This window comes from Frigoribacterium sp. CFBP 13605, from assembly GCF_014839405.1.
In the GTDB taxonomy this organism is placed as follows: Bacteria; Actinomycetota; Actinomycetes; order Actinomycetales; family Microbacteriaceae; genus Frigoribacterium.
On the sequence record NZ_JACYNS010000021.1, the window covers coordinates 13,946 to 35,069 of the forward strand.

The 21,124-nt window shown below is 64.5% G+C and carries 26 protein-coding genes; 17 read left to right on the top strand and 9 right to left on the bottom strand.

What is annotated here, in order from left to right; genetic code table 11:
- Nucleotides 1-59: 59 nt before the first annotated feature.
- On the bottom strand, nucleotides 60-242 hold the full coding sequence (locus tag IFT36_RS06935; RefSeq protein ID WP_200412735.1) for a hypothetical protein: 183 nt from the start codon (nucleotides 240-242) through the stop codon (nucleotides 60-62).
- Between IFT36_RS06935 and IFT36_RS06940 the strand changes: the two genes are divergently transcribed.
- From IFT36_RS06940 to IFT36_RS06970, 7 genes are all read left to right on the top strand, one after another.
- A complete protein-coding gene (locus IFT36_RS06940; RefSeq protein ID WP_249408508.1) occupies nucleotides 232-495 on the top strand; it encodes a hypothetical protein in 264 nt (87 codons plus the stop codon). The genes IFT36_RS06935 and IFT36_RS06940 overlap by 11 nt on opposite strands.
- Nucleotides 496-873: 378 nt before the next feature.
- The gene (locus IFT36_RS06945) at nucleotides 874-1,080 is read left to right on the top strand and encodes a hypothetical protein (RefSeq protein WP_200412736.1); all 207 of its coding nucleotides are present in this window, start codon (nucleotides 874-876) and stop codon (nucleotides 1,078-1,080) included.
- Nucleotides 1,081-1,483: 403 nt separating this feature from the next.
- A complete protein-coding gene (locus IFT36_RS06950) occupies nucleotides 1,484-1,798 on the top strand; it encodes a hypothetical protein (RefSeq protein ID WP_200412737.1) in 315 nt (104 codons plus the stop codon).
- Nucleotides 1,792-2,052, top strand: coding sequence for a glutaredoxin-like protein NrdH (gene nrdH / locus IFT36_RS06955; RefSeq protein ID WP_200412756.1), 261 nt, complete (start codon nucleotides 1,792-1,794; stop codon nucleotides 2,050-2,052). Before IFT36_RS06950 ends, nrdH begins: the two co-directional genes overlap by 7 nt.
- 2 nt (nucleotides 2,053-2,054) lie before the next feature.
- Nucleotides 2,055-2,372: a hypothetical protein gene (locus IFT36_RS06960; RefSeq protein ID WP_200412738.1), complete on the top strand. Its 318-nt coding sequence runs from the start codon at nucleotides 2,055-2,057 to the stop codon at nucleotides 2,370-2,372.
- Nucleotides 2,373-2,382: 10 nt separating this feature from the next.
- The gene (locus IFT36_RS06965) at nucleotides 2,383-2,646 is read left to right on the top strand and encodes a hypothetical protein (RefSeq protein WP_200412739.1); all 264 of its coding nucleotides are present in this window, start codon (nucleotides 2,383-2,385) and stop codon (nucleotides 2,644-2,646) included.
- On the top strand, nucleotides 2,643-3,041 hold the full coding sequence (locus IFT36_RS06970; RefSeq protein ID WP_200412740.1) for a hypothetical protein: 399 nt from the start codon (nucleotides 2,643-2,645) through the stop codon (nucleotides 3,039-3,041). The genes IFT36_RS06965 and IFT36_RS06970 overlap by 4 nt, the downstream gene beginning before the upstream one ends.
- Before the next feature lie 372 nt (nucleotides 3,042-3,413).
- Here IFT36_RS06970 and IFT36_RS06975 read toward each other — a convergent pair whose 3' ends face one another.
- On the bottom strand, nucleotides 3,414-3,671 hold the full coding sequence (locus tag IFT36_RS06975; protein ID WP_200412741.1) for a GntR family transcriptional regulator: 258 nt from the start codon (nucleotides 3,669-3,671) through the stop codon (nucleotides 3,414-3,416).
- A gap of 202 nt (nucleotides 3,672-3,873) precedes the next feature.
- Here IFT36_RS06975 and IFT36_RS06980 point away from each other — a divergent pair, with 202 nt between their 5' ends.
- Nucleotides 3,874-4,248 (top strand): hypothetical protein, encoded by a 375-nt coding sequence (locus IFT36_RS06980; protein WP_200412742.1) that lies wholly within the window; start codon nucleotides 3,874-3,876, stop codon nucleotides 4,246-4,248.
- A complete protein-coding gene (locus IFT36_RS06985) occupies nucleotides 4,245-4,982 on the top strand; it encodes an RES family NAD+ phosphorylase (protein ID WP_200412743.1) in 738 nt (245 codons plus the stop codon). The genes IFT36_RS06980 and IFT36_RS06985 overlap by 4 nt, the downstream gene beginning before the upstream one ends.
- Before the next feature lie 712 nt (nucleotides 4,983-5,694).
- Here IFT36_RS06985 and IFT36_RS06990 read toward each other — a convergent pair.
- A complete protein-coding gene (locus IFT36_RS06990; RefSeq protein ID WP_200412744.1) occupies nucleotides 5,695-6,186 on the bottom strand; it encodes a hypothetical protein in 492 nt (163 codons plus the stop codon).
- Nucleotides 6,174-7,235 (bottom strand): nucleotidyltransferase domain-containing protein, encoded by a 1,062-nt coding sequence (locus IFT36_RS06995; protein WP_249408509.1) that lies wholly within the window; start codon nucleotides 7,233-7,235, stop codon nucleotides 6,174-6,176. The genes IFT36_RS06990 and IFT36_RS06995 overlap by 13 nt, the downstream gene beginning before the upstream one ends.
- Nucleotides 7,236-7,635: 400 nt before the next feature.
- Between IFT36_RS06995 and IFT36_RS07000 the strand changes: the two genes are divergently transcribed.
- The 4 genes from IFT36_RS07000 to IFT36_RS07015 all read left to right on the top strand — a co-directional run bounded on the left by IFT36_RS07000 (nucleotide 7,636) and on the right by IFT36_RS07015 (nucleotide 15,097).
- Nucleotides 7,636-12,246 carry a fibronectin type III domain-containing protein gene (locus IFT36_RS07000; protein ID WP_200412745.1) on the top strand — a complete coding sequence of 1,537 codons (4,611 nt, stop codon included), beginning with the start codon at nucleotides 7,636-7,638 and terminating at the stop codon, nucleotides 12,244-12,246.
- A gap of 120 nt (nucleotides 12,247-12,366) precedes the next feature.
- On the top strand, nucleotides 12,367-13,275 hold the full coding sequence (locus IFT36_RS07005; protein ID WP_200412746.1) for a hypothetical protein: 909 nt from the start codon (nucleotides 12,367-12,369) through the stop codon (nucleotides 13,273-13,275).
- A gap of 334 nt (nucleotides 13,276-13,609) precedes the next feature.
- The gene (locus IFT36_RS07010; protein ID WP_200412747.1) at nucleotides 13,610-13,831 is read left to right on the top strand and encodes a hypothetical protein; all 222 of its coding nucleotides are present in this window, start codon (nucleotides 13,610-13,612) and stop codon (nucleotides 13,829-13,831) included.
- Nucleotides 13,832-13,915: 84 nt separating this feature from the next.
- Nucleotides 13,916-15,097 carry an IS30 family transposase gene (locus tag IFT36_RS07015; RefSeq protein WP_463671332.1) on the top strand — a complete coding sequence of 394 codons (1,182 nt, stop codon included), beginning with the start codon at nucleotides 13,916-13,918 and terminating at the stop codon, nucleotides 15,095-15,097.
- Between the two features lie 13 nt (nucleotides 15,098-15,110).
- On the opposite strand, the gene IFT36_RS07020 is transcribed toward IFT36_RS07015, so the two are convergent.
- The gene (locus IFT36_RS07020) at nucleotides 15,111-15,380 is read right to left on the bottom strand and encodes a hypothetical protein (protein ID WP_200412748.1); all 270 of its coding nucleotides are present in this window, start codon (nucleotides 15,378-15,380) and stop codon (nucleotides 15,111-15,113) included.
- Between the two features lie 190 nt (nucleotides 15,381-15,570).
- On the opposite strand from IFT36_RS07020, the gene IFT36_RS07025 reads away from it, so the two are divergent.
- Nucleotides 15,571-15,804, top strand: a complete 234-nt coding sequence (locus IFT36_RS07025) for a hypothetical protein (RefSeq protein ID WP_200412749.1) — start codon at nucleotides 15,571-15,573, stop codon at nucleotides 15,802-15,804.
- A 95-nt stretch (nucleotides 15,805-15,899) separates the two neighbouring features.
- Here the strand turns inward: IFT36_RS07025 and IFT36_RS07030 are convergent, their stop codons facing one another.
- Nucleotides 15,900-16,106: a hypothetical protein gene (locus IFT36_RS07030; RefSeq protein WP_200412750.1), complete on the bottom strand. Its 207-nt coding sequence runs from the start codon at nucleotides 16,104-16,106 to the stop codon at nucleotides 15,900-15,902.
- A gap of 812 nt (nucleotides 16,107-16,918) precedes the next feature.
- On the opposite strand from IFT36_RS07030, the gene IFT36_RS07035 reads away from it, so the two are divergent.
- Nucleotides 16,919-17,071 (top strand): hypothetical protein, encoded by a 153-nt coding sequence (locus tag IFT36_RS07035; RefSeq protein WP_200412751.1) that lies wholly within the window; start codon nucleotides 16,919-16,921, stop codon nucleotides 17,069-17,071.
- Between the two features lie 195 nt (nucleotides 17,072-17,266).
- Here the strand turns inward: IFT36_RS07035 and IFT36_RS07040 are convergent, their stop codons facing one another.
- Nucleotides 17,267-17,446, bottom strand: a complete 180-nt coding sequence (locus IFT36_RS07040) for a hypothetical protein (protein WP_200412752.1) — start codon at nucleotides 17,444-17,446, stop codon at nucleotides 17,267-17,269.
- Between the two features lie 290 nt (nucleotides 17,447-17,736).
- Here IFT36_RS07040 and IFT36_RS07045 point away from each other — a divergent pair, with 290 nt between their 5' ends.
- Nucleotides 17,737-18,771: a YdcF family protein gene (locus IFT36_RS07045; RefSeq protein ID WP_056047348.1), complete on the top strand. Its 1,035-nt coding sequence runs from the start codon at nucleotides 17,737-17,739 to the stop codon at nucleotides 18,769-18,771.
- Nucleotides 18,772-18,794: 23 nt separating this feature from the next.
- Here IFT36_RS07045 and IFT36_RS07050 read toward each other — a convergent pair whose 3' ends face one another.
- Both IFT36_RS07050 and IFT36_RS07055 read right to left on the bottom strand, forming a co-directional pair.
- Nucleotides 18,795-20,177 (bottom strand): MFS transporter, encoded by a 1,383-nt coding sequence (locus IFT36_RS07050; protein WP_200412753.1) that lies wholly within the window; start codon nucleotides 20,175-20,177, stop codon nucleotides 18,795-18,797.
- A complete protein-coding gene (locus IFT36_RS07055; RefSeq protein ID WP_055978010.1) occupies nucleotides 20,174-20,635 on the bottom strand; it encodes a MarR family winged helix-turn-helix transcriptional regulator in 462 nt (153 codons plus the stop codon). The genes IFT36_RS07050 and IFT36_RS07055 overlap by 4 nt, the downstream gene beginning before the upstream one ends.
- A 101-nt stretch (nucleotides 20,636-20,736) precedes the next feature.
- Here IFT36_RS07055 and IFT36_RS07060 point away from each other — a divergent pair.
- The coding region (locus IFT36_RS07060) for an MFS transporter (protein ID WP_200412754.1) at nucleotides 20,737-21,124 on the top strand (388 nt) is incomplete at its 3' end.

Consider the following 21,124-nt stretch of genomic DNA (forward strand, 5'->3'; position numbering starts at 1 on the left):
TTCTCGAAGCGAGAGCCCGACCCGTTCCTTTAGACGGTCGTCCACCGGGCGCTTTGTAACTACCTCGTGTGGAGGTGTGCGGTGATGGCGGCCTGCCATGACGGGCCGTAGGTCTGTTCGCCAGCAGCGGTCATGATCGCGAACCGGCCTCGCGAGTAGCGCAGATCGCCATGAGCGACGTGCTCGGACCCGATGGCCTCGCGGATGGACCAGGCGTTCTCGGCCAGGAAGGTGAGGGACACGGGAAACCGTGCCTCGTCGAGCGAGACGACGAGCGGGCCCTCGGTCGAGGTCGTCGGGAGGCGCAGCGACGTCGTCGCCGGGCTCGTCGGGTTCGACACCAGCGCCTACAGCGTCGGATACGTCGCCGGATGGGCAGACGCCGACGCCGAGTTGATCCGTTCAACCGCCGCCCGCGTGCTCGCCACCGCCCACCAGATCGCGGCGATTCTCGACCCCGAGGACGAGGACACCGACGAGGCCGACGCCGCCTGACACCGGCCGGGGCCGCGGCTAGAGCCGCGGCCCCCACCCCGGCGGCCATGCCGCTACCAGAGCCCCATCACCCCGCAGGAGAACCGCCGTGCTCATCACCTATAGCCGCCCCCAGGACCTCGACCCCCAGCAGCTCGACGCCGCAGCGCCCGCCGCCGACCTCGACCCCATCGGGTACGAGTGCGAGGCCGAAACGGTCGACGTCAACGGCACCCCGTGGAGCTGCACCCGCCGCCGAGCTCACACCGACGACGAGCACCGCGCCGTGTTCGGCCAGCTCGGAGACGGACCCGCGAAGCCGTCGCAATCGCCTGGTCGTACGAGCACGGAGGGGCCGGTTACGGTCCGGCCTCTCCCGAGCCCGTGCACACCATCACCGTGACCGTGACGTTTCCCGAGTCGGCCTCGACCGACGCCCTGGCCGACCGGATCGCGGCCGACGTCCTGGCGAACTTCTGGGAGTGCGACCACGACCACGTGCGCGTGGCCGTGACCAGCTCGACCCGTCCGGCCAGACCCAGCGGTGCCCGGCCGCCCGCGAGCGACCGGGCGAGGGGCCAGCCCCTCGCGCTCCCCAAAAGCTAGGACAGTGGCTTGGATGACTTCCTGAGCAGCAACACCCCTAGAACGGTGTTCAAGGCTCCCAGGGCGACGACGAACCAACCGAAGGTGGGCCCGGACGCGAGGACGGTTCCTAATCCTGCAACCAGCGTCACGAGCGCGCAGGCGATAAAGAATTGGGCCTGTTTTCTGGTCACCCAAGCAGTATGACGCCCAGGTGCAGGCCCCGTGCCGGGGCCGTTTCTTTGGACGTGGAGCCTGAGGCAGCGTACGGACGATCGGGCTCCGCGCAACCGGCTTTCGCGGCATATCCTCCTTCGCTTCGCTCAGTCCGGTATTCCACGACCAGTTGCACTGCGCCCGCTCGTCCTGCCGGCGATTCCATCGCCTCCACGGCCAAAAAAGTGGGGGAGAGAGGGAAGAAGCCATGACCCAGACCATCGACACCACCGCCCCCGACGTCGTTCAGTTCCTCGACGTGTTCGACGACCAGATGCTCGCCGGGGACGTCGGCCCCCGCTTCACCCGTAGCGAGGTTGAGGCCCTAGCCGGGATGCTTCGAGCAGCCGAGGCCACAGCCGCCGCCTGGATCGAGGGGCACTCGAGGGGAGACGACGATATCGACGACTCCACCGCCGACCAAAAGTCGCAGCGAAATAACACTATTCCCCCTTGTGCTTGTAGCAATAGGGGGGGGTATACGTTCGAGTACGAACAGCAACCGAGGGGGTTGGAATCGTGATTACCGTCTACAGCAAGCCCGATTGCATGCAGTGCCGCATGACCGACCTGGCGTTCGACGCCAAGGGGCTCGACTACCAGGTGGTCGACGTCACCGAGAGCGCCAATGCCCTCGAATTCGTCAAGGAGCTGGGCTACCTCACGGCCCCCGTCATCGTCGTGTCCGAGCATGACCACTGGGGAGGGTTCCGCCCCGACCATATCGACCGCGTGGCCGCCGGGGGAGCGACCGAGAGTGAAGCGGTCGAGGCGTAGCCATGGACGAGTTTGGGTGGGCCGAGGAAGAGGTACCGCCTCCCACCGATGCTGACGCGCCACCCCTCTACGACGACCCTTCCAGTGACGTCGAACAGTGGGAGCTGACCGCCTCGGAGAAGCGCATCTATGAGGCCGGGTTCACCACGGCGTACCTCATGCGAACCAGCGAGCTCGAGCGGCTCGCCCGGGAAGCGGATCGACTGAACCACGAAGCTGACCGCCTCTACCGAGCCGCCTACGACCACCGCAACTGCTCCTGCTGGAAAGACCGCCACCACACAGCCACACCGCCCGCACACTCCCACCGCCAGAACTAAGGAGACCACCATGACCGACACCAGTCCCACCCAGGCCACGAACACGGTGACCCTCGAGCTCACCGAAACCGACGCCCGCCGCATCCTTGTCACGGCCCTTCAAGACGCCGCCCGTGCATCAGCCGACAACGCCCTTCGGGCCGGCTACTCCAGCGACCCCGACGTCGAATGGGCCGAGAGTCAGGAACGTCAGGCCCGCACCGCACAGGTCCTTGCCCAAACCGTCGAGGCCCAGCTTCAGGCCAAAACCGCGGGCCCCGAGGGGCAGGAGTGACCGGCACCCGCACTCTGAAGGCCACCGCCACCCGCGATGGGCGGTGGTGGCTCGTGCGGCTACCCGAACTCGACGCCGTCGGCCAAGCACGAACCGTCCGAGAAATCCCCGACGTCGCAGCCGAGGTCGCAGCCCTCCACCTCGGCGTTTCACCGGACAGTGTCGACGTCGACGTCACCGTGCACGTCACCGAAGAGGCGGAACGGCTCTGGGTTGCAGCGCTCGAGGCCGAAGGGCAGGCCCGGGCACTGCAGCAGCGCGCAGCCCAACTGCGCCGCGACGCCGTCCGCACCGCACGCGCAGACGGCTACAAACTCGACGCCGCAGCAGCCGCCTTCGGCGTCAGCCCCGGCCGCATCCAGCAACTCGCCAAGACCCCACCATCCGAGGCATGACCTAGCCGCAGCTCGACAGGTCGGGGAGTGGACTGTTCGTCGTTGCTAGCTCTTGATGGCTTCCGCTAGCTCATCCGCCACAGCCACCAAGGCATCCCAGTCATAAGAGTCGGCCTCTCGCGGGCGGAGGAAGTTCACCCGGATCCGCAACGGCTCTTCCGTCCCCACGAACAAAGCATTCCCCGAGGCCTTCGCCAGCTCGCCCTGGACGTCGAGCAACGTGCCCGGTCCTTCGAGGTCGTGGGCCTTGAGCTGCTTGCGGGCGGTGGCGATCGACTTCGATAGGGTCTTCCGGGTGGCGGCGTCGAGGTTGCTGGTGCCCCATTCCCGGGCGAGGGTGTGAAGGCCGGCGAGGAACTGCGCGGCCTCGGCTTAGACGACGTCATCTCGGGCAGAGACGCGAGTGAAGCGGTTCGCTTCGATCTCGACCAGGCCGTAAGTGTGGAGCTGCGCGATCGCTTCCCGCACCGGGGTGCGAGACACCCCCAACCACTTCACCAACTGGTCATCGTTCAACCGCTCGCCCGGCTCGAGGGTGCCGTCGACGATCGCGGCAAGCATCTTCTCGAAGACGACATCGCGTAGGAGGCGGCGGGGGCCTGCTTCAGTCGTGGCTGTAGGAATCGGCATACACCGATCTTTGCACATAGTGCGTCTGGTATACCGGTGCATTCAGTTGTTGTTTCGAGGTGGGGGACGAGGCCGTGATTTGGCCAGCAGCTCGTCGGCCAATGACCAAGAGGGACTGAGGGTGCGCAATGGAGGGCGTCAGGTCATCGGTATTCTGTGATTCGGGGTGGGATTGCGGGTGTCTTCGGACTAGGGTTGGGGTATGGCAGCGATCGAGCTCAAGGCGTACACCGCATCCGTTCGGACGGACATGCCCGAACTCGTGGGGGCGCTCCGCGATGTGCTCGGGGCGCAGCTCGTGGCCTACATTGCCGGCGTCAAAGAGACCCGCGCGGTCCGCCAGTGGGCAGAGGATGATGGTCGGCGCCCGCAGCCCAAGCAGGAGCAACGCCTCCGCCTCGCTTACAGGGTGGCAGCTCTGCTGCTCGATCAGGACGCTCCTCGGGTGGTGCAGGCCTGGTTCCAGGGCATGAACCCGCAGCTCGACGACGTCGCACCGGCACGCTTCATTCGCGAGACTGACGGCGACGACGCGAAAGTCCTGGCCGCCGCGCAGAGCTTCGCCGCGAACGGATGATCGACCCGAGCCATCTGCAGCACACCTCCGCGCCGTCGCCGGTGTGGCGTGTGGGGCGCCGGCCGAACCCCTGGGACTGGGCGCCCTGGCGGTACGCCTCAGCGGACACCGGCACCTTCCCCGGTCGCTGGGACTCACCCGACCCGCACACCTACCGAACGACCTACGCCGCCACCGAACCCCAAGGCGCTTTCCTCGAGGTCCTTGCCCGTTTCCGGCCCGACCCCTCGCTCGTGGCCGCCATGACGGAGATCGATACGGACGAAGCCGATCAGGCTCTCTATCCCACGCAGCCGGCCGGCACCGTTCCGGCTGAGTGGTTCGGCGCGCGGTTGCTCACGCGGGCGTCTCTCGCCGGGAGTTACCTCGACATCGCCCACTCCGAGACCGTCGCCGGCCTCTGGGGTGAATTCGCCCACATCGCCATCGCCGAGCACGGCCTGGCGGACTTCGACGGATCCGCACTCCAGAACGCCCATGTGCGCCCACTGACTCAAGCCATCAGCGCCCGGGTGTACCGAATGACCACCATCGATGAAGTCCCGCTCTTCGACGGAATCCGATTCCTCTCTCGCTTCGGCGCCGACCAGGAGCTCTGGACCGTCTTCGAGCAACCCGACGACACCTCCACCAGCAAGCTACTAAGCGAGATCCAGAAGACGAACGTCTCCGAGAACGATCAAGACGTGGCCAAAGCCATGCAGACTCTCGGTCTCACGCCCGACGAGGACTGAGCGCAACCGCCTCCGAATCCGGCACGGCGATCATTAGCCCTGCTTCCTGCCTGGCTCGCGCGCGGTCGGACTGATCGCGAGTGGACTGGGGATATAAAGTCGGTTATCGGTGCTCCTCGTCGTCAAGTTTTTGGTACAAAACCGCGAGCACTGGAAAGGCAAGAGTGCGAGGTCTTTCATTTGCCCGGAGGAGCCTTGGCCGCCATTGTGCGGATTGTGTTCTCGAGGGCCAAGTCACTCTGGGGTTGTTCGAGTCGCGTGAGAAGTGGCACATCTCGGTCGCGACGGGTGGGCTGGTGTCGCCAGGCGGCGGTCATTTGTGGCCCGGCCTCTGAGCGGGCTGCCGAGACTAGTTCTCGGTACGCGTCTCTCACGTCTTCGGGGGCATGGACGCGTAGGACCGTGCTGTAGTAAGCCAGGCGTGACTGCACATCGCTGACGTGGTTGGTTATCGCCATCCGTGCCCCTGCGCTACCGTCGCGCCGAAGAACCTTGTAGGGGGCCTCGAGGTAGTCGTGCACAGCCCGAATCGCTTCCCCGTATACGAGCGCTTGCTCGGCTTTACGCGCTTGCGATTTTTGGAACGCATAGCCCCCGATTACGACCACTGCTGCGAGGAGTGCTGCCACGAAGGCGAGAATGCCGTCCCCGGTGATCGCACCGTGCACCCAGGCCACGGATTGAGGATCTGGAGTGTGAGACGGCGTCGTCGTCATGCGGCAAACCCGTGGGGGGCTTCGCGTCCAAGCCAGATGCCCCTCCTTGAGCCGCCGGTGCTTCGCCAGTAGTCCTCGTGGAAGAGATGGTCGGCGATGAGGTCGAAAAGGCTGAGGAGTCCCTTGTCGGACGTCCAACGGTGCTCGACAGGATCTCCGGCGTAGAAGAGGCAGAGGGAATCGTCCTCGGGCATTCGGTGCTTGGACTCTGCGCCAGGATCGGCAAATACGCGGGGGTAGTCCTGTGGTGAGAGGCCGTAGAGGGTATAGGGCGGCTGCGCATAGAAGCGGATGGTTACGGGGACCGGGGAGATACGCCCGCTTACCCGCAGGCCCGTGTGCCGGTAGGTGAGGGTGGTCGCCGTCTGGGCCATGGTGATGTCACGGCCGAAGTGCCGTTTGGCATCGCGTTCTAGCGGCAGGCGCCAAGCGGGGGTTGAGCCAAACCACCTCTCGGGATGAGAGCGAGCTTCGGTCAGGCAGACCATGATCGGGCATTCACTCGCTCGCGAGGTGAGTTGATGCCGGTGATGAGTGCCGGCGAGCCAAAGGTGCTGCTTGCTTGATCTTTCGATCGGTCGGCCTGCTCCTTGAGGACAGCGGATTTCGTCGGGTGCGGAAGCATGTCTTCGTCATTGAAGAGGTCTGCAAGCTGTTCTTGGGCAAGAACCTCGTAGCCCTGATTGGCCAGTTGGAGAGCGAACTCAAGGACTGTGAGCGATTGGCGAAGCTTGCGGACGACGTCGGTGCGGGTCCAATCCTCATTCAGCTTGATCGGGTGAGGGGCCACCCCAGCAGGGTCCTCTGTCTCGCCTCTGTCGAGCTGTTCGGCGGCGTGAGAAAACCACAGCTGTAGACCCTCCAGCATCGTCACTCGATGAGTGATGCAGTCGAGGGCGAGGGCCTTGATGTTCCATGAGCAGAGCGGTTTGTCGTTGCTGCGGTTCCAATGTTTGAGGAGACGGACCACGCGGGCATACGTGACATCCGTGTCCTTGACTGCTGCGAGAACCATCGACGTGTGCGCCTCCGGATGCGAGCGGTCCCATCCGTTGTAACGGGGGATGAAGAGGCCAGCTCCGTCAGGGTTGTCGATCGCGACGATTACGTCCGCTGTGAAGTCTGCATGCGTCGGGGTGACTGGGTCGCGGAATCGCACCAGGATGGAACGTTTGCGGCCCTTTACCTCGACGGCTAGGTCGCCGTAGTCAGCCTTAAGTTCGACGCGAATGGCTTCGGCTGCCCGCTCTTGAAGAGGAGTCGGGCCATTTTTGCCAGGGCCATAGATGTGATCGGGGTCGGGGACTACGGCGCCTAGATCTACGTCGGTGAGCGGGGTGAGAGCGTCGCCGTGAGCGATGCTCCCGTTGACATAGGAGCGAGAACCCGGGAACTCCTGGCGGAGCGCTTTCCTGATGGCGTCGCGCCTCTTGCGGGCCTCTTGGAGCTCACCCTCAGTGACCTGAATTTTCTGTCGCGCCGCGTTCAGAATCTTCTCGAGAGCGGCGCTCGATGTGGGTGCTTCCATGAGAGTCATGGGACCGTTCCTAACTGCCTGACTTAGGGCTGTTACGGACGATTCCATGTACCACCGACATTGACAACGTCAGGCACGCCGTGGCGTGTGTCAATCACGTGAACGATCCTCAAGTACCGGTTGAAGGTTGAGTGACGAGTCGCAAAGTCCTCTCGAAGGGCGGAGTCGACCATCGGCTGCAAATTTTACCCCCGTCGAGTCAAAGCTGACATAATCAACATTATCGGCTTACGACCCTGGCATGTGAAGAGGGTTTGTGACTAGAGGATCTCTGAGAATTGTGGCTGACCCTCTTACTGGGGAGTACAGACAGTTCTAAGGAAATCAGTAGCTTCCACTTATGAAGCTCGGGGCGCCTTCTAGGCCGCACATGTTCGGTAGAACGCATCAAAGAGGGTTTGTGCGGCTGGTTGCCGCAACTCTGGCTGGATTACTTGGTGCAACTACGGGACTCGTAGCGACCGAGGCGGCGGCGAACGCTGCTTCTGCCGAACAGATTTTTACCCCACAGTTGCTGTCAGCCGTTTCTCCCGGGTACGACGACGGAGACGTCCTCCACACCTTTTCCTCCGTGCCATACATCGTGGCTTTGGCCTATGAGCCCGAAGAACCCGCTGAGGGCCATCAGGTCTATGACTTCGATCTCGAGCTCGCGGACGACAGTGACTCCCCTGCCTTCCACACGGAGCGGGTCCCCGGGGCCGACTACGGAAACGGCATCTCCTACATCGAATGGGCTACCCCAGAGGGCCTGCTCGACGCACACGACTCTTTCACCTATCGCTTCCGCGCCATCGGCACAGCACGACCCGGGCAGAGCGACTGGGCTCCCTGGCGGACCGTCAGAATCGAACTCCCGCCGGGCACCCCCTCACCCGTTTCACCTGCAGATGACGCGTTCCTCCGTGCCGGCGAACCCTTGACTGTGTCAGTCCCTGGGTGGAAGCCCGGTGACGAGACGCAAGTCACTTTTGATGTTCAACGCGACGACGGATATCCGCGGACGGTTTTCTACGAACAGGTTGATGTCTCTGCGGACGGAACGGCCAGTGTGGTGCCCTCGGGGTTGACGCAAGAAGGCCGGTACCAATGGCGAGCGATCGCGAACCGAGCTGGCGCCGAGTCTGAATGGTCGAACTTTCAAGCCTTCCGGCACTCCAACCTCCCCTCTGCGCCGGCGAGCGTCTCCGCCTACCAAAACCCCGGAAAGGTCATCATCAACTGGCGACCCGACTTCTCGGGCAGCTACGACACTTCCGGATCCAAGGTGACAATGGAACCCGGCGGATACTCTGCCTTTGTTCCCGGCGGCTACAGCAACTTTGAAACCACTTTTGAGGGCGTGCCTGTCGGGCACTACACCATCTCGGTCGCCACCCAGAATGGCGCCGGCGAAGGTCCTGCCCGCACCGCCGAATACGACGTTGTACCCACCGTCTCAGGCGCCGTCGAGACCTTCGAGGTTGATGCCTCTGTCAAAGACCAAGCTACGTTCTCCTGGACCCCGCCTCTCGAAACCGGCGGCAGCCCCGTCGACCACTACGCATTCGACATTCGGTCTTGGGAAGACCAAGATTTCGACTTCCCGGACCTCGAGACAACGGACCTCACGACCACGGCCTCCGGTTTTAAGCCTGGTGTCTATTACTTCGGAGTCGTGTCTGCTGTAAACGGTGTCGGTGCTGGAAGTGAGCAGTCACAGGGTTTCTCTGTTTTCAGCACACCAGGTATCCCGTCGAATGTGCAGGTTCAGCCTGGTGACGGTTTTGCCTATCTGGCCTGGAACGCGCCAGACATGAATGGAAGCTGGATCAGCGAATACGAAGTCACCACTTACCCAGGCGGAAACAAGCAAATCGTCGAGTCCGGGTACGACTCCGTCGGCACGAAGATAGACGGCCTTGAAAACGGGGTCGAGTACACATTCGAGATTGTCGCCATCAACCAAGCAGGGCCCGGGTCCCCTGCCACTTCAACCCCGGTCACTCCAGAGACAGCCGAGCTCGACACCGACCTTGATGGTGTTCCCGATGTTGTCGAAAAAAAGGTTGGCTCCAACCCGGAGCTTGCCGACACTGACGGTGATGGTCTCAACGACAAGATTGAAATCACTCAGATTCCCAGCGACGTCAGCTGGGCTGTGGACGACCGCGATGGCGACGGCGTTCTCGACCCCGACGAGGACTCCGACCAAGACGGACTTAGCAACGCCGAAGAAGCAGCCACCGGAACCGACCCTGGCCTGGCTGACGCGGACGCCGACACCCTTGTCGACTCGATTGAAAGAGAGCGCGGCACCGACCCCCTTTTGGGCGATACGGACTCCGACGGCCTTCAAGATGGCTTTGAACTTGGAGCCGGTCTCAACCCATTGGCCGTCGACACGGATTCCGACGGATCGCCTGACACTGAGGCAGTTGTTACCGCCGAGCTCACTCCCCCCTCGAGTGCTGCGCCCCGTGAGGCGCTCGTACCCGTCATCCCGGGGGGCCCGCCGATTCCGGAAGCATCACGTCAGATCACCCAAGTTCCTGAGACGAAGGCGATTGTCTCGGGCCCGGCCAGCTCCTTGGTTGGTTTGTCGATGGTGCAGCCGACGACTACGACGATTCCGGGTGGTCTTACCAACCCCGTGTCGGTCCACACGAGCCCGACAAGCCCCGATACCAGCCTTCAGAGAACGGCAGCGGTCCTTCCCGCGGCGCGCGTGGACTCGATTCAATTTGCACTTACCGGTTCTCCTACGTCCTTAGACCCAGCTAACTTCCAAGCCGCTAAATGGGTCGACCAAACCGCGACGTGGGACTTCGTAGACAACACGGCAACCTTCTCTATTGAGAACTCCACCATCTCCATACTTTCTCCCGACACGGGCGAGACTTACGCCGTCGTCGACCTAGGAGCTTGGGCCTCTCAAGCAGCTCAATGCGATTTGGCGGCCGCCGGGAAAGCCCCTCTCGACGTCCAATTCATCATGGACGACACCCAAAGCATGTACGTGGCCGACCCCACAAAAGCACGGTTCGCTGCAGCGAACCAGGTCTTGGGATCCCTTCGCGGCGGCGACAACGTCTTCCTCCAAAGCCCCCACGCAGTCGTTCTGGAACACGGCTATGGCTACTCCTTCCAACTCATGGCTGGTGCACCCCAAAGACCGGATGATTTCCCGCGCAGCAAGGGCGGCGCCATGGACCTCAGCAACGCGTTCTACTCCCTTCAAGAGATCGAGAATGGCGACACAGCTGGCGCCTGGACAGGGCTTGGTTACGAGGCAAATCTTGACGACCTCGCTTTCGAATGGGTAAGTGGAGAGAGCATTCTCGGCGCCGGAGACCAGTGGTCAACCGCTGATACGAATCCGTATGTCGAAAACGGCCCAGAGTCGTCCTGCCGCCAGCACGTAGTCCTGCTGGTCACAGACGGACTTATGAAGCCCGACCTCAACCCCGGCTCGCCCGATGACTCTGGCAACTACTCCGGCTACCCCACGGGATATGTCCCCTTCATCAAGCGAACCGACCCTGTTCACATCCTTGACGTTGGAGACGGCGAAGCCGACAGCATCTGGCTCCGTGACCTCGCTACTTCAACCGGTGGAACCTACTCACATGTCCCCACCGCCCCGCCGGTAACAAACTGGGCCAACGCCTCGACGACGATCGACACCGACAACGGTGACACCACCACGGACACCGATGGCGACGGCATCCCTGACTACGTCGAGCTCCGCGGCGTCAACGACGCCATGCAAAAGCCACGCGCCGGCATGCCAGAACGCTTCTACAGTGATCCCGCTAAGGCCGACACCGATGGGGACGGACTTAGTGATGGTGACGAGATTGGTTCGGCGCTCACGGAGGCTCAACTAGGTCGCTCGTGGCAGTCCGACAAGCCCAGTAGAAGCTATTTCGTCATCTCTGACCCCGGGGCCGCCGACGGTGACCACGACGGTCTCAGCGACGCCGAAGAAATTGAACTCGCACAAAACGCGCTCGATGCGGACCAAGACGGTGACGGCCTGAACGACGGCCTCGAAGCCGAACTAGGCACGTACACGACCTACCCAGATTCAGACTTCGACGGCTTCAGCGACGACTACGAATACACCCACCAAGGCAATGGATACGACGCCCTCGAACGAGATGAACGCGTCAGCAAATGGCAGTGGGCCAACGACGCAGCCATCGGGATGTTCTGCGGAGACTTCGAAGTCTGCAAGCGCAACACCATCCCCTGGCTCGTCGGCAGTATCTTCAGCGGACTCCTTATCTATGGCGACGTGCGGGACATCTTCGCCAACGCCTACGAAGGAGACTGGATCTCGGCCCAATGGTGTGCAGTTGCCCTCATACCCGCAGGTGGAGACGCTGCCCAGGCCGTTAAGCGGGTCAACAGGTTCATTTCCGAGGCAGCCAGCGCAGAGAAGACAGTCACTCAGGCCTACAAACTGCTCGAGCGGTACACCTCCTCCCCCGCGAGATTCGTCCAGGAAGCCCAAAAGCTCGAGGGTGAACTCGTTTCCAAGTTGAAGTCAGCCGACATGAGCGACGAGGCAATCGTCAAACTCATGACCAAGAACTCCCCGACCACACTTCGAAATATCCTCACGGATTCGGCGGTACGAGTCGTCAAGGGTGGACCTGATCCGGGTTATCTAGCGGGCGGCCGGGCCGGAGAAGTGTTCTTGCTTACCGAGCTAGGAATCCCCGACTACAAGCAGTCAAAAATCGTGACGCAGGCGATCGGCAACTTCCCCATCGGCTACCGATTCCACGATGCAGCAGTAGGCGACGGAATCAACCGCATTCTCTACGAGTCCAAGGTTGGGTACGTTTCGGGTTGGTTCGCTTCTAGGCAAATCGCGCGGGACAGCACTCTTGTCAAGAGGGTTGGCGGAATTGAATGGCACTTCTACGCAAGTGCCCGAACGGGCAAGATTGGGATGTCCCAACCCACGCTGGACATGCTGAAGGAGGCAGGGATCGAGGTCTTCATCCACCTCCCCCGATGACCCATGAACAACAGAGATATCTCCCCTGCTCAAGCCCATGAGTGGTTGCAGTACAACCGTGCTGCCGGCCCCCAACGGCTACATTCACTCGCTCGATGGGTAGCAAACACCGACGGACCGTTGGATCAGCTCGACTCGACACTCGAGTCGCTGGACACCCTGTGGGCTTGGTTTCTCGACTTCATGGTGGAAGGACTTGCAAGACAGATCTCCCCCGACGCGAGGAGCGATCGGGACACCGCGTTTGACGTCACACCGACAAATGGGCCGGCAGACCTCGCCGCAGAGGCTCTCGCCGAATACACCCTGCAAGTTATTCGGCAGACTCACCCAGACGCGGAATGGAGCCTCCATCCGCACCAGGCCTCCTCTGGCCCAATGCTCTTCGAGAACGAGGTCGGCGTAACGACCCGCGGTGAGTGGCATTTTCTCCACGCCTTGACTGGAAACCTTGTCCTTCGTGCGCTGCGAGGTGTACCGCAAGCTCTCACGGCTACCAGGCTGCGGGACATCGTCGTAGAAGATTTGCCAGGCATGATCAGTGAACAACGAAAAGCTCCCCGATTCATGCTTCGCGATGCTCTGAACTTCACCGGACCCACCCTCGAACCCCCGCACTTCTCGTCAAGTGATTCCGACCGTCCCAGCGCTGCAACCGCTCCGCCCACAACCGAGCAGATTGACGCTCTTGCCCTCATTCACGTCTCAGGTCATTGGGAGGACGAGAGGGCTTTGCCCCCCTTGGACGAGGCTGACTTCACCACTCTTTTCGCTGAATTTGACCTCATCGACCCACCCCGGCACCTGCTGGGGAACCTGAAGAGAGGCGACATGCAACTCACGGGAGTTGCTGGATCGTTGATGATTGAGACCCTGGCGGCAGGAGGTCGCCTGCGGTCCGTAGCTTTCGAGCTGACAAATGCAGACGCCGTGACCTACGAGATGCTGCTTCGTCGCCTTCGTGCCTTCACGACGGGACGACAGTTGCAAATAGTTCGGGCCGACGATGGCTCAGCAATTTCGCCGTAGCTAATAACTTCTTGCGTGACCTAGATTGCACCGTCTCCGTGAGGAGGAGTGCCTTGACCGGCCATGGTAGGTGCTTTCTTGACGTCGCGCACCGCGATGCCGAGCTGTGGTGCAACCTCGCTGCGGGTGATGCGCGAAGCGAGCGTCCTCTGCATGACGTGCCTGAGCAAGAGCGAGAAAAGCCCCACAACTATCTGGTAGATGGGTGGCTGGTCGCGCCTGTCCGGCAGCTTGTCTTCCGACATGCACCAGGCGTGACACCGCGGCGCATGCACGGCAATCGAGGGTTCCGATAGGGGATGGCCTAACGACCACACCCTGAGATGCTTGTTCCATGACGACGCATTGGGTGGTGTTTTGGTTCATGATGCTGCCGGCACTTTTCCTCGGTGGTGCCTTCGTCCTGGTCGGAGCATTCAAGGGTGTCCGAGATGGCCGAGCGGGCGACCCCTTTCTCTTCACGCCTCCCTATAGAAAGTGGGGCCTGGCCGGCATGTCACTCATGGTTCTTGATGGCGCAGCGCTCGTTGTTTGGCTATTGACGCTGCCGGGCTAACTGGTCGGCGGTTCGCGGGCGTCCGATAGAGGATCTTGGGTTCAGGTGGTCGTTGCAACACCACCGTGAATCGGAGTGCTGCAGATGGGATCGAGGCTGGAACAACGTGCCCGGGAGGCTTGGTTCTGGGAGCTACTCGGACAGGGCTTGAGCAGGCCGGCTGCTTGCGATGCTGTCGGCGTGCATCCGCGTCAGGGCTACCGATGGTTCAAAGCCGCTCAAGGGAAGAATCCGTTCGAGCGCGCCGCCCGGTCGGGCCGGTACTTGAGCGAGGAGGAACGGCGCAAGATCGCTGACCTCCACCTCGGCGGCGCAGGCGTCCGCCGGATCGCGGCCGAGCTCGGTCGGGCGCCCTCGACGATCAGTAGGGAGCTCACCCGGAACAGCTCACGCGGCGGCGCTTACCGCCCCTACGCCGCCCAGAAGCGATCCCGGGAACGGGCGCGGCGCCCGAAGCCCCGGAAGCTGGACCGGGTCAAGCTTGCCCTGCAGGTCGAGCTTCGGCTGGTGCGGAACTGGTCCCCGGAGCAGATCCGTGATGACCTGGTCAGGTCCTTCCCTGACCGGCCGGAGATGCACGTGTCCCACGAGACGATCTACCAAACCCTGTTCGTCCAGGGGCGCGGGCACCTGCGCGCTGACCTGCATAAACACCTCCGCACCGGCAGGGCGATCCGCCGACACCGGGGCGAGGCCAGGCGGGCGTCGTGGTCGAAGATCCGCGACATGGTCCTGATCAGCGAACGCCCTGCCGAGGTGGAAGACCGCGCCGTTCCCGGGCACTGGGAAGGAGACCTCATCGTCGGCACGAACGCCCGGAGCGCCATCGGAACGTTGGTTGAGCGGACCACCCGTTACGTGATGCTGCTGCACCTGCCCGACGGGCACAGCGCCGACGCCGTCCGCGACGCCATGATCCCCACGATCAAGACCCTGCCCGAACACCTGCGCCGGTCGTTGACCTGGGACCAGGGCACGGAGCTTGCTCGGCACAAAGACATCACCCTCGCCACTGACCTCGCTATCTACTTCTGCGACCCCCACAAGCCCTGGCAGCGCGGCTCGAACGAGAACACCAATGGGCTTCTCCGGCAGTACTTCCCGAAGTCCACCGACCTCACTGTTCACAGCCCGGAACGACTCCTCGAAGTCGCCACAGAACTCAACGGCAGACCCCGCAAAACCCTCGGCTTCCGGACACCGGCAGAAGCGTTCCAGGAGCTACTCTCGGACCCGAAACAACCACCCGTTGCAATGACCCCCTGAAACCGCCGATCGCTCAGCGGCCTCTTGGCTTTCGGGAAGTCCCGTCGACGCTGTCGCCCTCGTTTCTAAGTGCTTCGCCTTCGGCTACGTCTTCCGTGATGGTGATGCCCGGATTCCAGCCGTGGCGCGTCCACCAGGTGCGCAGCGCGATACCGATCGAGAGACCAAGAGGTAGTGCTGCAAGGGTGAGAGCTGCGCCATCCACAAGAACCAGCAGGAGTATGCCAACCGCAAAACCGACGGCGCAGAAAAGGTAGATCCGTTGGCTGCTTCGGGATGACATAAAGGCACCATAGGCTGAAGGTTGGGTCTCTATGCGTCCCGCCCGATAGGGGATCGTTCACCGAGATCAGTTTCGGACTGACCTATCGAGACAGCCGGCGCCCCGTAGCTGCGGGGGAGTGGCTAGCGTCCGCCGGTGGTCGGTGATCGATCGGCTATCGGACGCCAGCACAGCTCGGTAGCCTCCCCCCATGGCAACTCGGACAACGTGGATATCAAAAGGTGACCGGTGGGTTTTCGAAGAAGGCGAGTACGCCAAATTCACTCCCAAGGACGGCGGGCCGGAACAACGGGCTGACTTCCGCGTGATCGCGATCCATGGCCCGACCCTTGTCGAAACCGATTTGAAGGACCTGTCCCGCTACGACTGGGAGGGGCCGATCTTGTCCTTTGCCGGAACGGCGGAGGAGTTTGTGGAGGAATGAGCGCCTACTTGGTGCTCGCCCGAGAATCCCGTATCGGACGACTTTTGGACAGAGCTCTCCTGCTCGAATGAGGTCCTGCGCTTTAAATCGGCGCTCTACTTGGGGTGGCGGGAACCGCGCACGCGCGCGAGTCTCTTCGTCCACTTCTTGCCCCGGTTGACGTGGAGGGCGTCTATGACGTCCGCCCAGCAGTCGGAGAGAAGCGTCGTCGTGTGCTCATTCGTGAGCAAGAGCACGACGATGACGACCCAGGTGGGAGCGCCGGAGGCGAGCGCGATGGCCGCGGCAGTTGCGTTGGTCATGGTTCCTCCTTCGGGAGCGACCTATCGGTCGCGCCCTCGCTGGATGCGAGGGGGTCTAGGGGGCCAGGCGGCGCGCCCGGTGCTGGATGAATCAGTCACCAAGGTGAGGGGGCCGGCGGCAGTTGGCGTGCTCACATTCGGGCACAAAAAAAGCCGGCCCCTGTCGGGTCCGGCGTGATGAAGGGCTGCGGGTCTAGGTCGGCAGCGTCGAGTTAACGAACAAACCGGCCTGTAAGGCCGGTGCGCATGGCTACGCCATGTGTGACAAGGATACGTGATTTCGTGGCGGCGGTTTACCCGTAGGGCCGGAAATGAAGAAAGCCAGCTCGAAGCTGGCTTTAGGCGCAGGTACTGCGCACGCCTCAAGATACCGTCGCGGGGACCAGGCCTACAAGAGCGGCTTTCTCGGACCTCAGCGGCACGCGGGCGTGACGGTGGTTCGACTTACGCTCCGGCCGTGGGAGTTAGAGGGTCAGGTGAGACGGCGGCGAAGATTCTGCGCCGGCCGATCCCGACACACCCGCTTGCAGTGCCTCCGATCCCGGAAACGTTCGGTGTCTGGCAGGTCCGCCGGGACCGTGCCGCACCCCTCGGCTACGTGCTCTCCCGCCACGAGCTGGGTGGCATCGTCTACCACTGATACGCCCACGGCCGAGACGATGCCGGCGGCCGGCCCTGGCTGCGCCGAGAGGACAGCCTGAACAGCGCCGTCGTGTGGTTGATCCAGCACGAGGCCGAACTGTCAGCCCTCACGAGCCGTTTGCACCCTGAGCCGGACGAGTGGCCGTCGTGACCGCGGGTAGCGCCCGGTCATGAGCTGGTTCGTCAGGCACCGCCCCAAGGGCGACACGAGCGCCGAGGCCGTGGCCGTCGAGGTCAACTCCCCAACGCCGGCCGACGCGATCGACAATGTGTGCGCCACGCTCCCTGAGGATCGCATCGTGACCTCGGTCGCTCCCTACTGAGCCCGGGAGAGCCGTCAGGGGCCGCGCGTAGCTTGGCCCCGGTCAGCTTCCCCCCAAGCTGGCCGAGAGCTGCCGGGCGGTCCCTCACCTGCTAGGCAGTAGCAGCCCCCGCATTCCGGCTCTCCCAGTCGGGCGGGGGCTTCTTCGTGCACTCCGACCGTTCTCGAGTCCTGTGCCGGCCGACGAGCGCTCGTGTCAGATGACGGCGTAGGCGATGGTCGCGGCCGCGACGATGCCGGCCGTGCAGAGCGTCATGATTGCGCGCCGAGACGCGGGGCGGTTGGCGCGAATGTCTTTCACCATGAGCACCATCGCGACCACGGCGATGACCACCATGACGCCGACGCCTAGGAGAATCACGACTCGCATCATCACGGGTCGACAGTAGCGAACGGCCCGCTTTGCGGTCCGAGGGAGTCGTTGCGCTCCCAGGGAGCCGCTGCGCGGCGCTCAATGCCCTTCGGGCACGTCTTTTTGCCGTGAAGCCTTCGGCGGCTCGGTCGCTGCGCTCCCTCGTGGCCACCTCCGGGACTCCGTTCAAGTGGCTACGCCACCGGCCCCTCCGAGATTTTCGGCACGCGGTCGCAAGCTCCCTTATTTTGCGCCCACTTTCTCTCCCCTGCCGCCCTCCGGGTTGCACTGCGACCTGCGGGTAGCCTCTGCTCATGACTGCGATCTCGGCCGGCATCGCCGTCGTCTTCCTGCTGCTCTTCGCCGCGTCGCGTCGGCGGGACGCCCGGCGGTTCCGCAACGGGGTGTTCCTCTTGATGGCCGGGGGCTTCGGGGTCGTCGCCGCCGCGAACGTCCTCGTCGCGGCGTTCCCGCCGCTCGTCTTCGTGTTCCTCGTCGCCGTGGCGCTCGTGCCCCTGCTCGTCCTCGCGCTCGCCGTCTTCGCGATCGCGAACGGCGTCACCATGCTCCGGTCCGAAGGGCGCAGCCTCGGCAACCTGCTGTCGTTGCTGGTCGGCATCGCGCTGATCGGCGTGCCGTTGCTCGTCGTCGTGATCGTCGAGGCCGGTCGCCGGTCGGACGTCGCGGCCCTCCAGGACGCAGCCGTGGGGCTCGGCATCGTCGTGGTCTTCGTCACCGGCTACGCCGCGCTCACGTTCGCCGCGTTCACCCTGTGGTCGCTCGTCTACGCCCGACCCCGGGTGCGCGAGCAGCCCGACGCCCTGATCGTGCTCGGCTCCGGACTGATCCGCGGCGAGGTGCCGCCGCTGCTGCGCAGCCGACTCGACCGGGCGCTGGCGATCTACCGCGCGACCCCCGAGGGCGTGAGGCGGCCGGTGCTCGTGCCGTCGGGCGGTCAGGGGGCCGACGAACCGCGTCCCGAGGGCGAGGCCATGGCCGAGTACCTGATCGCCCAGGGGGCCGACCCGGCCGACGTGCTGCCCGAGACGGAGTCGCGCTCGACCCGCGAGAACCTCGTGCTGTCGGGGAAGGTGCTCGCCGACGCCGGTCGGACCGGGTCGACCCTCGTCGTGACGAACAACTACCACGTGCTGCGCGCCGCCCTGCTTGCGCGGGACGCCGGCAGCAGCGCCGACGTGGTCGGGGCGCCCACCGCCGCGTACTACGTGCCGAGCGCCTTCCTGCGCGAGTGGGTCGCCGTGATGGTCGAGCACAAGCTGCTCAACGTGCTGCTGATCGCACCGTTCGTCGTGCTGCTCGCGTCCCTGCTGGTCTACGCGCGCCTCTGACCCGCCGGCGCCGCGCCTCCCGGTCAGGACGGTCGCGTCGCCGTGCCCTCGTCGACGGCGAGCTCGGCCGCGGTCTCGTCGCGCGCCCGGACGGCGGCCGCGTCGCCGTCGTGCTGCAGGCGGTAGTGGAACCGGCCCGCCCCGAGCACGGGCAGCGCTCCGGTCACGGGCTCGGGCTCGCCCCCACGGACGCGGCGCACCCGCAGGTGTTGCCCGCGGACGAGCCAGACGATCGCGACGCCGGCCGCCACGAAGCCCGACGCCGCCGCGACGCCGATGGCCCACCGCGGTCCGGCGACGTTCGCGACCCAGCCGACCATCGGTGCGCCGAGGGGCGTGCCGCCGGTGAAGACGGCCATGTAGAGCGCCATGACGCGCCCGCGCATGCGGGGTGCCGTGGTCAGCTGCACGGTGGCGTTCGCCGTCGTCATCAGGGTGATCGAGGCGAGTCCGACGGTGACGAGCACGGCCGCGAAGCTCCAGTAGGTCGGCATGACGGCGGCGACGAGGCAGGTCACGCCGAAGGCCAGGGCCGCCGTGACGAGCACGCGCCAGCGGGGCTTCTCACGTCGGGCCGAGAGCAGGGCGCCGACCAGCGACCCCACCGCGATCGCCGACGACAGCAGGCCGAACCCGCTCGCGTCGACGCCGAACTCGACGCTGGCCATGGTCGAGGTGAAGATGGCGAAGTTCAGGCCGAAGGTGCCGATGACGAAGACCATGACGAAGACGACGACGAGGTCGGGCCTCTCGCGCACGTACCGGAATCCCTCGCGGATCTGGCCCCTGGCCCGCGACACGGCCGGCTTCAGTTCGAGCTGGGCGACCCGGATGAACCGCAACGACAGCAGCACGGCCGCGAACGAGCCGGCGTTGATCAGGAACACCCACCCCGTGCCGATCGTCGCGATCAGCACGCCGGCGACCGCGGGGCCGACCAGGCGTGCGCCGTTGAACGACGCCGAGTTCAGGCTGACGGCGTTCGTCAGGTGGCCGGGGGGCACGAGTTCGGACACGAAGCTCTGCCGCACCGGGGCGTCGATCGCGGCCGCGACGCCGAGCAGGAGGGCGAAGAGGTAGACCATCCAGAGCTGCACGCTGTCGGTGAGGACGAGCACGCCCAGGCCGAGCCCGAGCAGGCCCATGCTCAGCTGCGTGACCATCAGCAGTCGCCGCCGGTCGAACCGGTCGGCGATCAGCCCCGTGATCGGCACCATCAGGATCGGCGGGGCGAACTGCAGCGCCATGGTGATGCCGAGGGCCGTGGCGTCGTTGTCGGTCAGGTCGGTGAGCACGAGCCAGTCCTGTGCCGTGCGCTGCATCCAGGTGCCGATGTTGGACACGAGCGCCCCCGCGAACCAGAGGCGGTAGTTGAACAGCGACAGGCTGCGGAACATGGCGCTCACGAGCGGGTCAGCTTCCGCAGGATCTCGGTGGCGTCGGCCAGGGTGCGGCGCTCGTCCGCGGTGAGGGCCGAGAGGCGGGGCACGAGCCACTCGTCCCGACGTCGACGCGTCTCGAAGACGAAGGCGGCGCCGGCCTCGGTCGTCTCGAGCAGCACGCGGCGCTTGTCGTCGTCGTCGACCGTGCGACGCAGCAGCCCGGCGTCGACGAGCTTGCCGACGGTCCGGTTCATCGACGGGGGAGTGACGCCCTCGTGGGCGGTCAGCGCCCCGATCGTCAGCGGTTGGTTCTGCACGACGTAGCCGAGGGCGGCCATCTGGGCGTCGGTGACGTCGGCGTCGGCCTTCTGCTGGCGCAGGCGTCGGGCGAGTCGCAGCACGGCGCCGCGCACGTCGGTCGCGAGGTGGGCGTGCGGCACGGCCCGGGTGGCGGAGGGGGCGGGAGGCGCGGAGTCGGTCATCGCCGGGCCACGATACTCGTTTAGTTCGGCTAAGTAAACGTCTGGTCGCGGTCCGGGTGCGAAGCGACCCCCCGGGGCGCCCCGCGCCTAGGCTCGTGCCGATGAGAGACGACGACGTCCCGGCCGAGCCGAGCCGCCCCTCCTGGTTGTCCGCGAGGGGAGCCGTGCTGACGGTGGCGATCGTCGTGGGCATCTCGCCCTTCGCGACCGACATGTACATCCCCGCGCTGCCGGCCATCGCGCGCGACCTCGGGGCGTCGACGGCCGAGGTGCAGCTCAGCCTGACGGCCTTCCTCGTCGCGTTCGCGGTCGGGCAGATCGTGATCGGGCCGGTCAGCGACGGTCGGGGCAGGAGGCGCATCCTGCTGGGCGGGACCGTCCTGTTCGCCCTCGCCTCCCTCGCCTGCGCCGTGGCTCCCGACGCGGCCACCCTCGTCGTTGCGCGCGTCGCGCAGGGCCTCGGCGGCGCGGCGGGCTCGGTGGCCGCCC

What these genes read in the sequence shown, in the direction of transcription:
- IFT36_RS06980 (WP_200412742.1), top strand. Translation starts at nt 3,874, where the DNA reads ATGGCAGCGATCGAGCTCAAGGCGTACACCGCATCCGTTCGGACGGAC.
- IFT36_RS06995 (WP_249408509.1), bottom strand. Translation starts at nt 7,235, where the DNA reads ATGACTCTCATGGAAGCACCCACATCGAGCGCCGCTCTCGAGAAGATT.
- IFT36_RS07045 (WP_056047348.1), top strand. Translation starts at nt 17,737, where the DNA reads ATGACTGCGATCTCGGCCGGCATCGCCGTCGTCTTCCTGCTGCTCTTC.
- IFT36_RS06990 (WP_200412744.1), bottom strand. Translation starts at nt 6,186, where the DNA reads ATGGTCTGCCTGACCGAAGCTCGCTCTCATCCCGAGAGGTGGTTTGGC.
- IFT36_RS06965 (WP_200412739.1), top strand. Translation starts at nt 2,383, where the DNA reads ATGACCGACACCAGTCCCACCCAGGCCACGAACACGGTGACCCTCGAG.
- IFT36_RS07015 (WP_463671332.1), top strand. Translation starts at nt 13,916, where the DNA reads ATGGGATCGAGGCTGGAACAACGTGCCCGGGAGGCTTGGTTCTGGGAG.
- IFT36_RS07055 (WP_055978010.1), bottom strand. Translation starts at nt 20,635, where the DNA reads ATGACCGACTCCGCGCCTCCCGCCCCCTCCGCCACCCGGGCCGTGCCG.
- IFT36_RS07025 (WP_200412749.1), top strand. Translation starts at nt 15,571, where the DNA reads ATGGCAACTCGGACAACGTGGATATCAAAAGGTGACCGGTGGGTTTTC.
- IFT36_RS06950 (WP_200412737.1), top strand. Translation starts at nt 1,484, where the DNA reads ATGACCCAGACCATCGACACCACCGCCCCCGACGTCGTTCAGTTCCTC.
- IFT36_RS07030 (WP_200412750.1), bottom strand. Translation starts at nt 16,106, where the DNA reads ATGACCAACGCAACTGCCGCGGCCATCGCGCTCGCCTCCGGCGCTCCC.
- IFT36_RS07010 (WP_200412747.1), top strand. Translation starts at nt 13,610, where the DNA reads ATGACGACGCATTGGGTGGTGTTTTGGTTCATGATGCTGCCGGCACTT.
- IFT36_RS06975 (WP_200412741.1), bottom strand. Translation starts at nt 3,671, where the DNA reads ATGCCGATTCCTACAGCCACGACTGAAGCAGGCCCCCGCCGCCTCCTA.
- IFT36_RS07035 (WP_200412751.1), top strand. Translation starts at nt 16,919, where the DNA reads ATGAGCTGGTTCGTCAGGCACCGCCCCAAGGGCGACACGAGCGCCGAG.
- IFT36_RS07020 (WP_200412748.1), bottom strand. Translation starts at nt 15,380, where the DNA reads ATGTCATCCCGAAGCAGCCAACGGATCTACCTTTTCTGCGCCGTCGGT.
- IFT36_RS06985 (WP_200412743.1), top strand. Translation starts at nt 4,245, where the DNA reads ATGATCGACCCGAGCCATCTGCAGCACACCTCCGCGCCGTCGCCGGTG.
- IFT36_RS06960 (WP_200412738.1), top strand. Translation starts at nt 2,055, where the DNA reads ATGGACGAGTTTGGGTGGGCCGAGGAAGAGGTACCGCCTCCCACCGAT.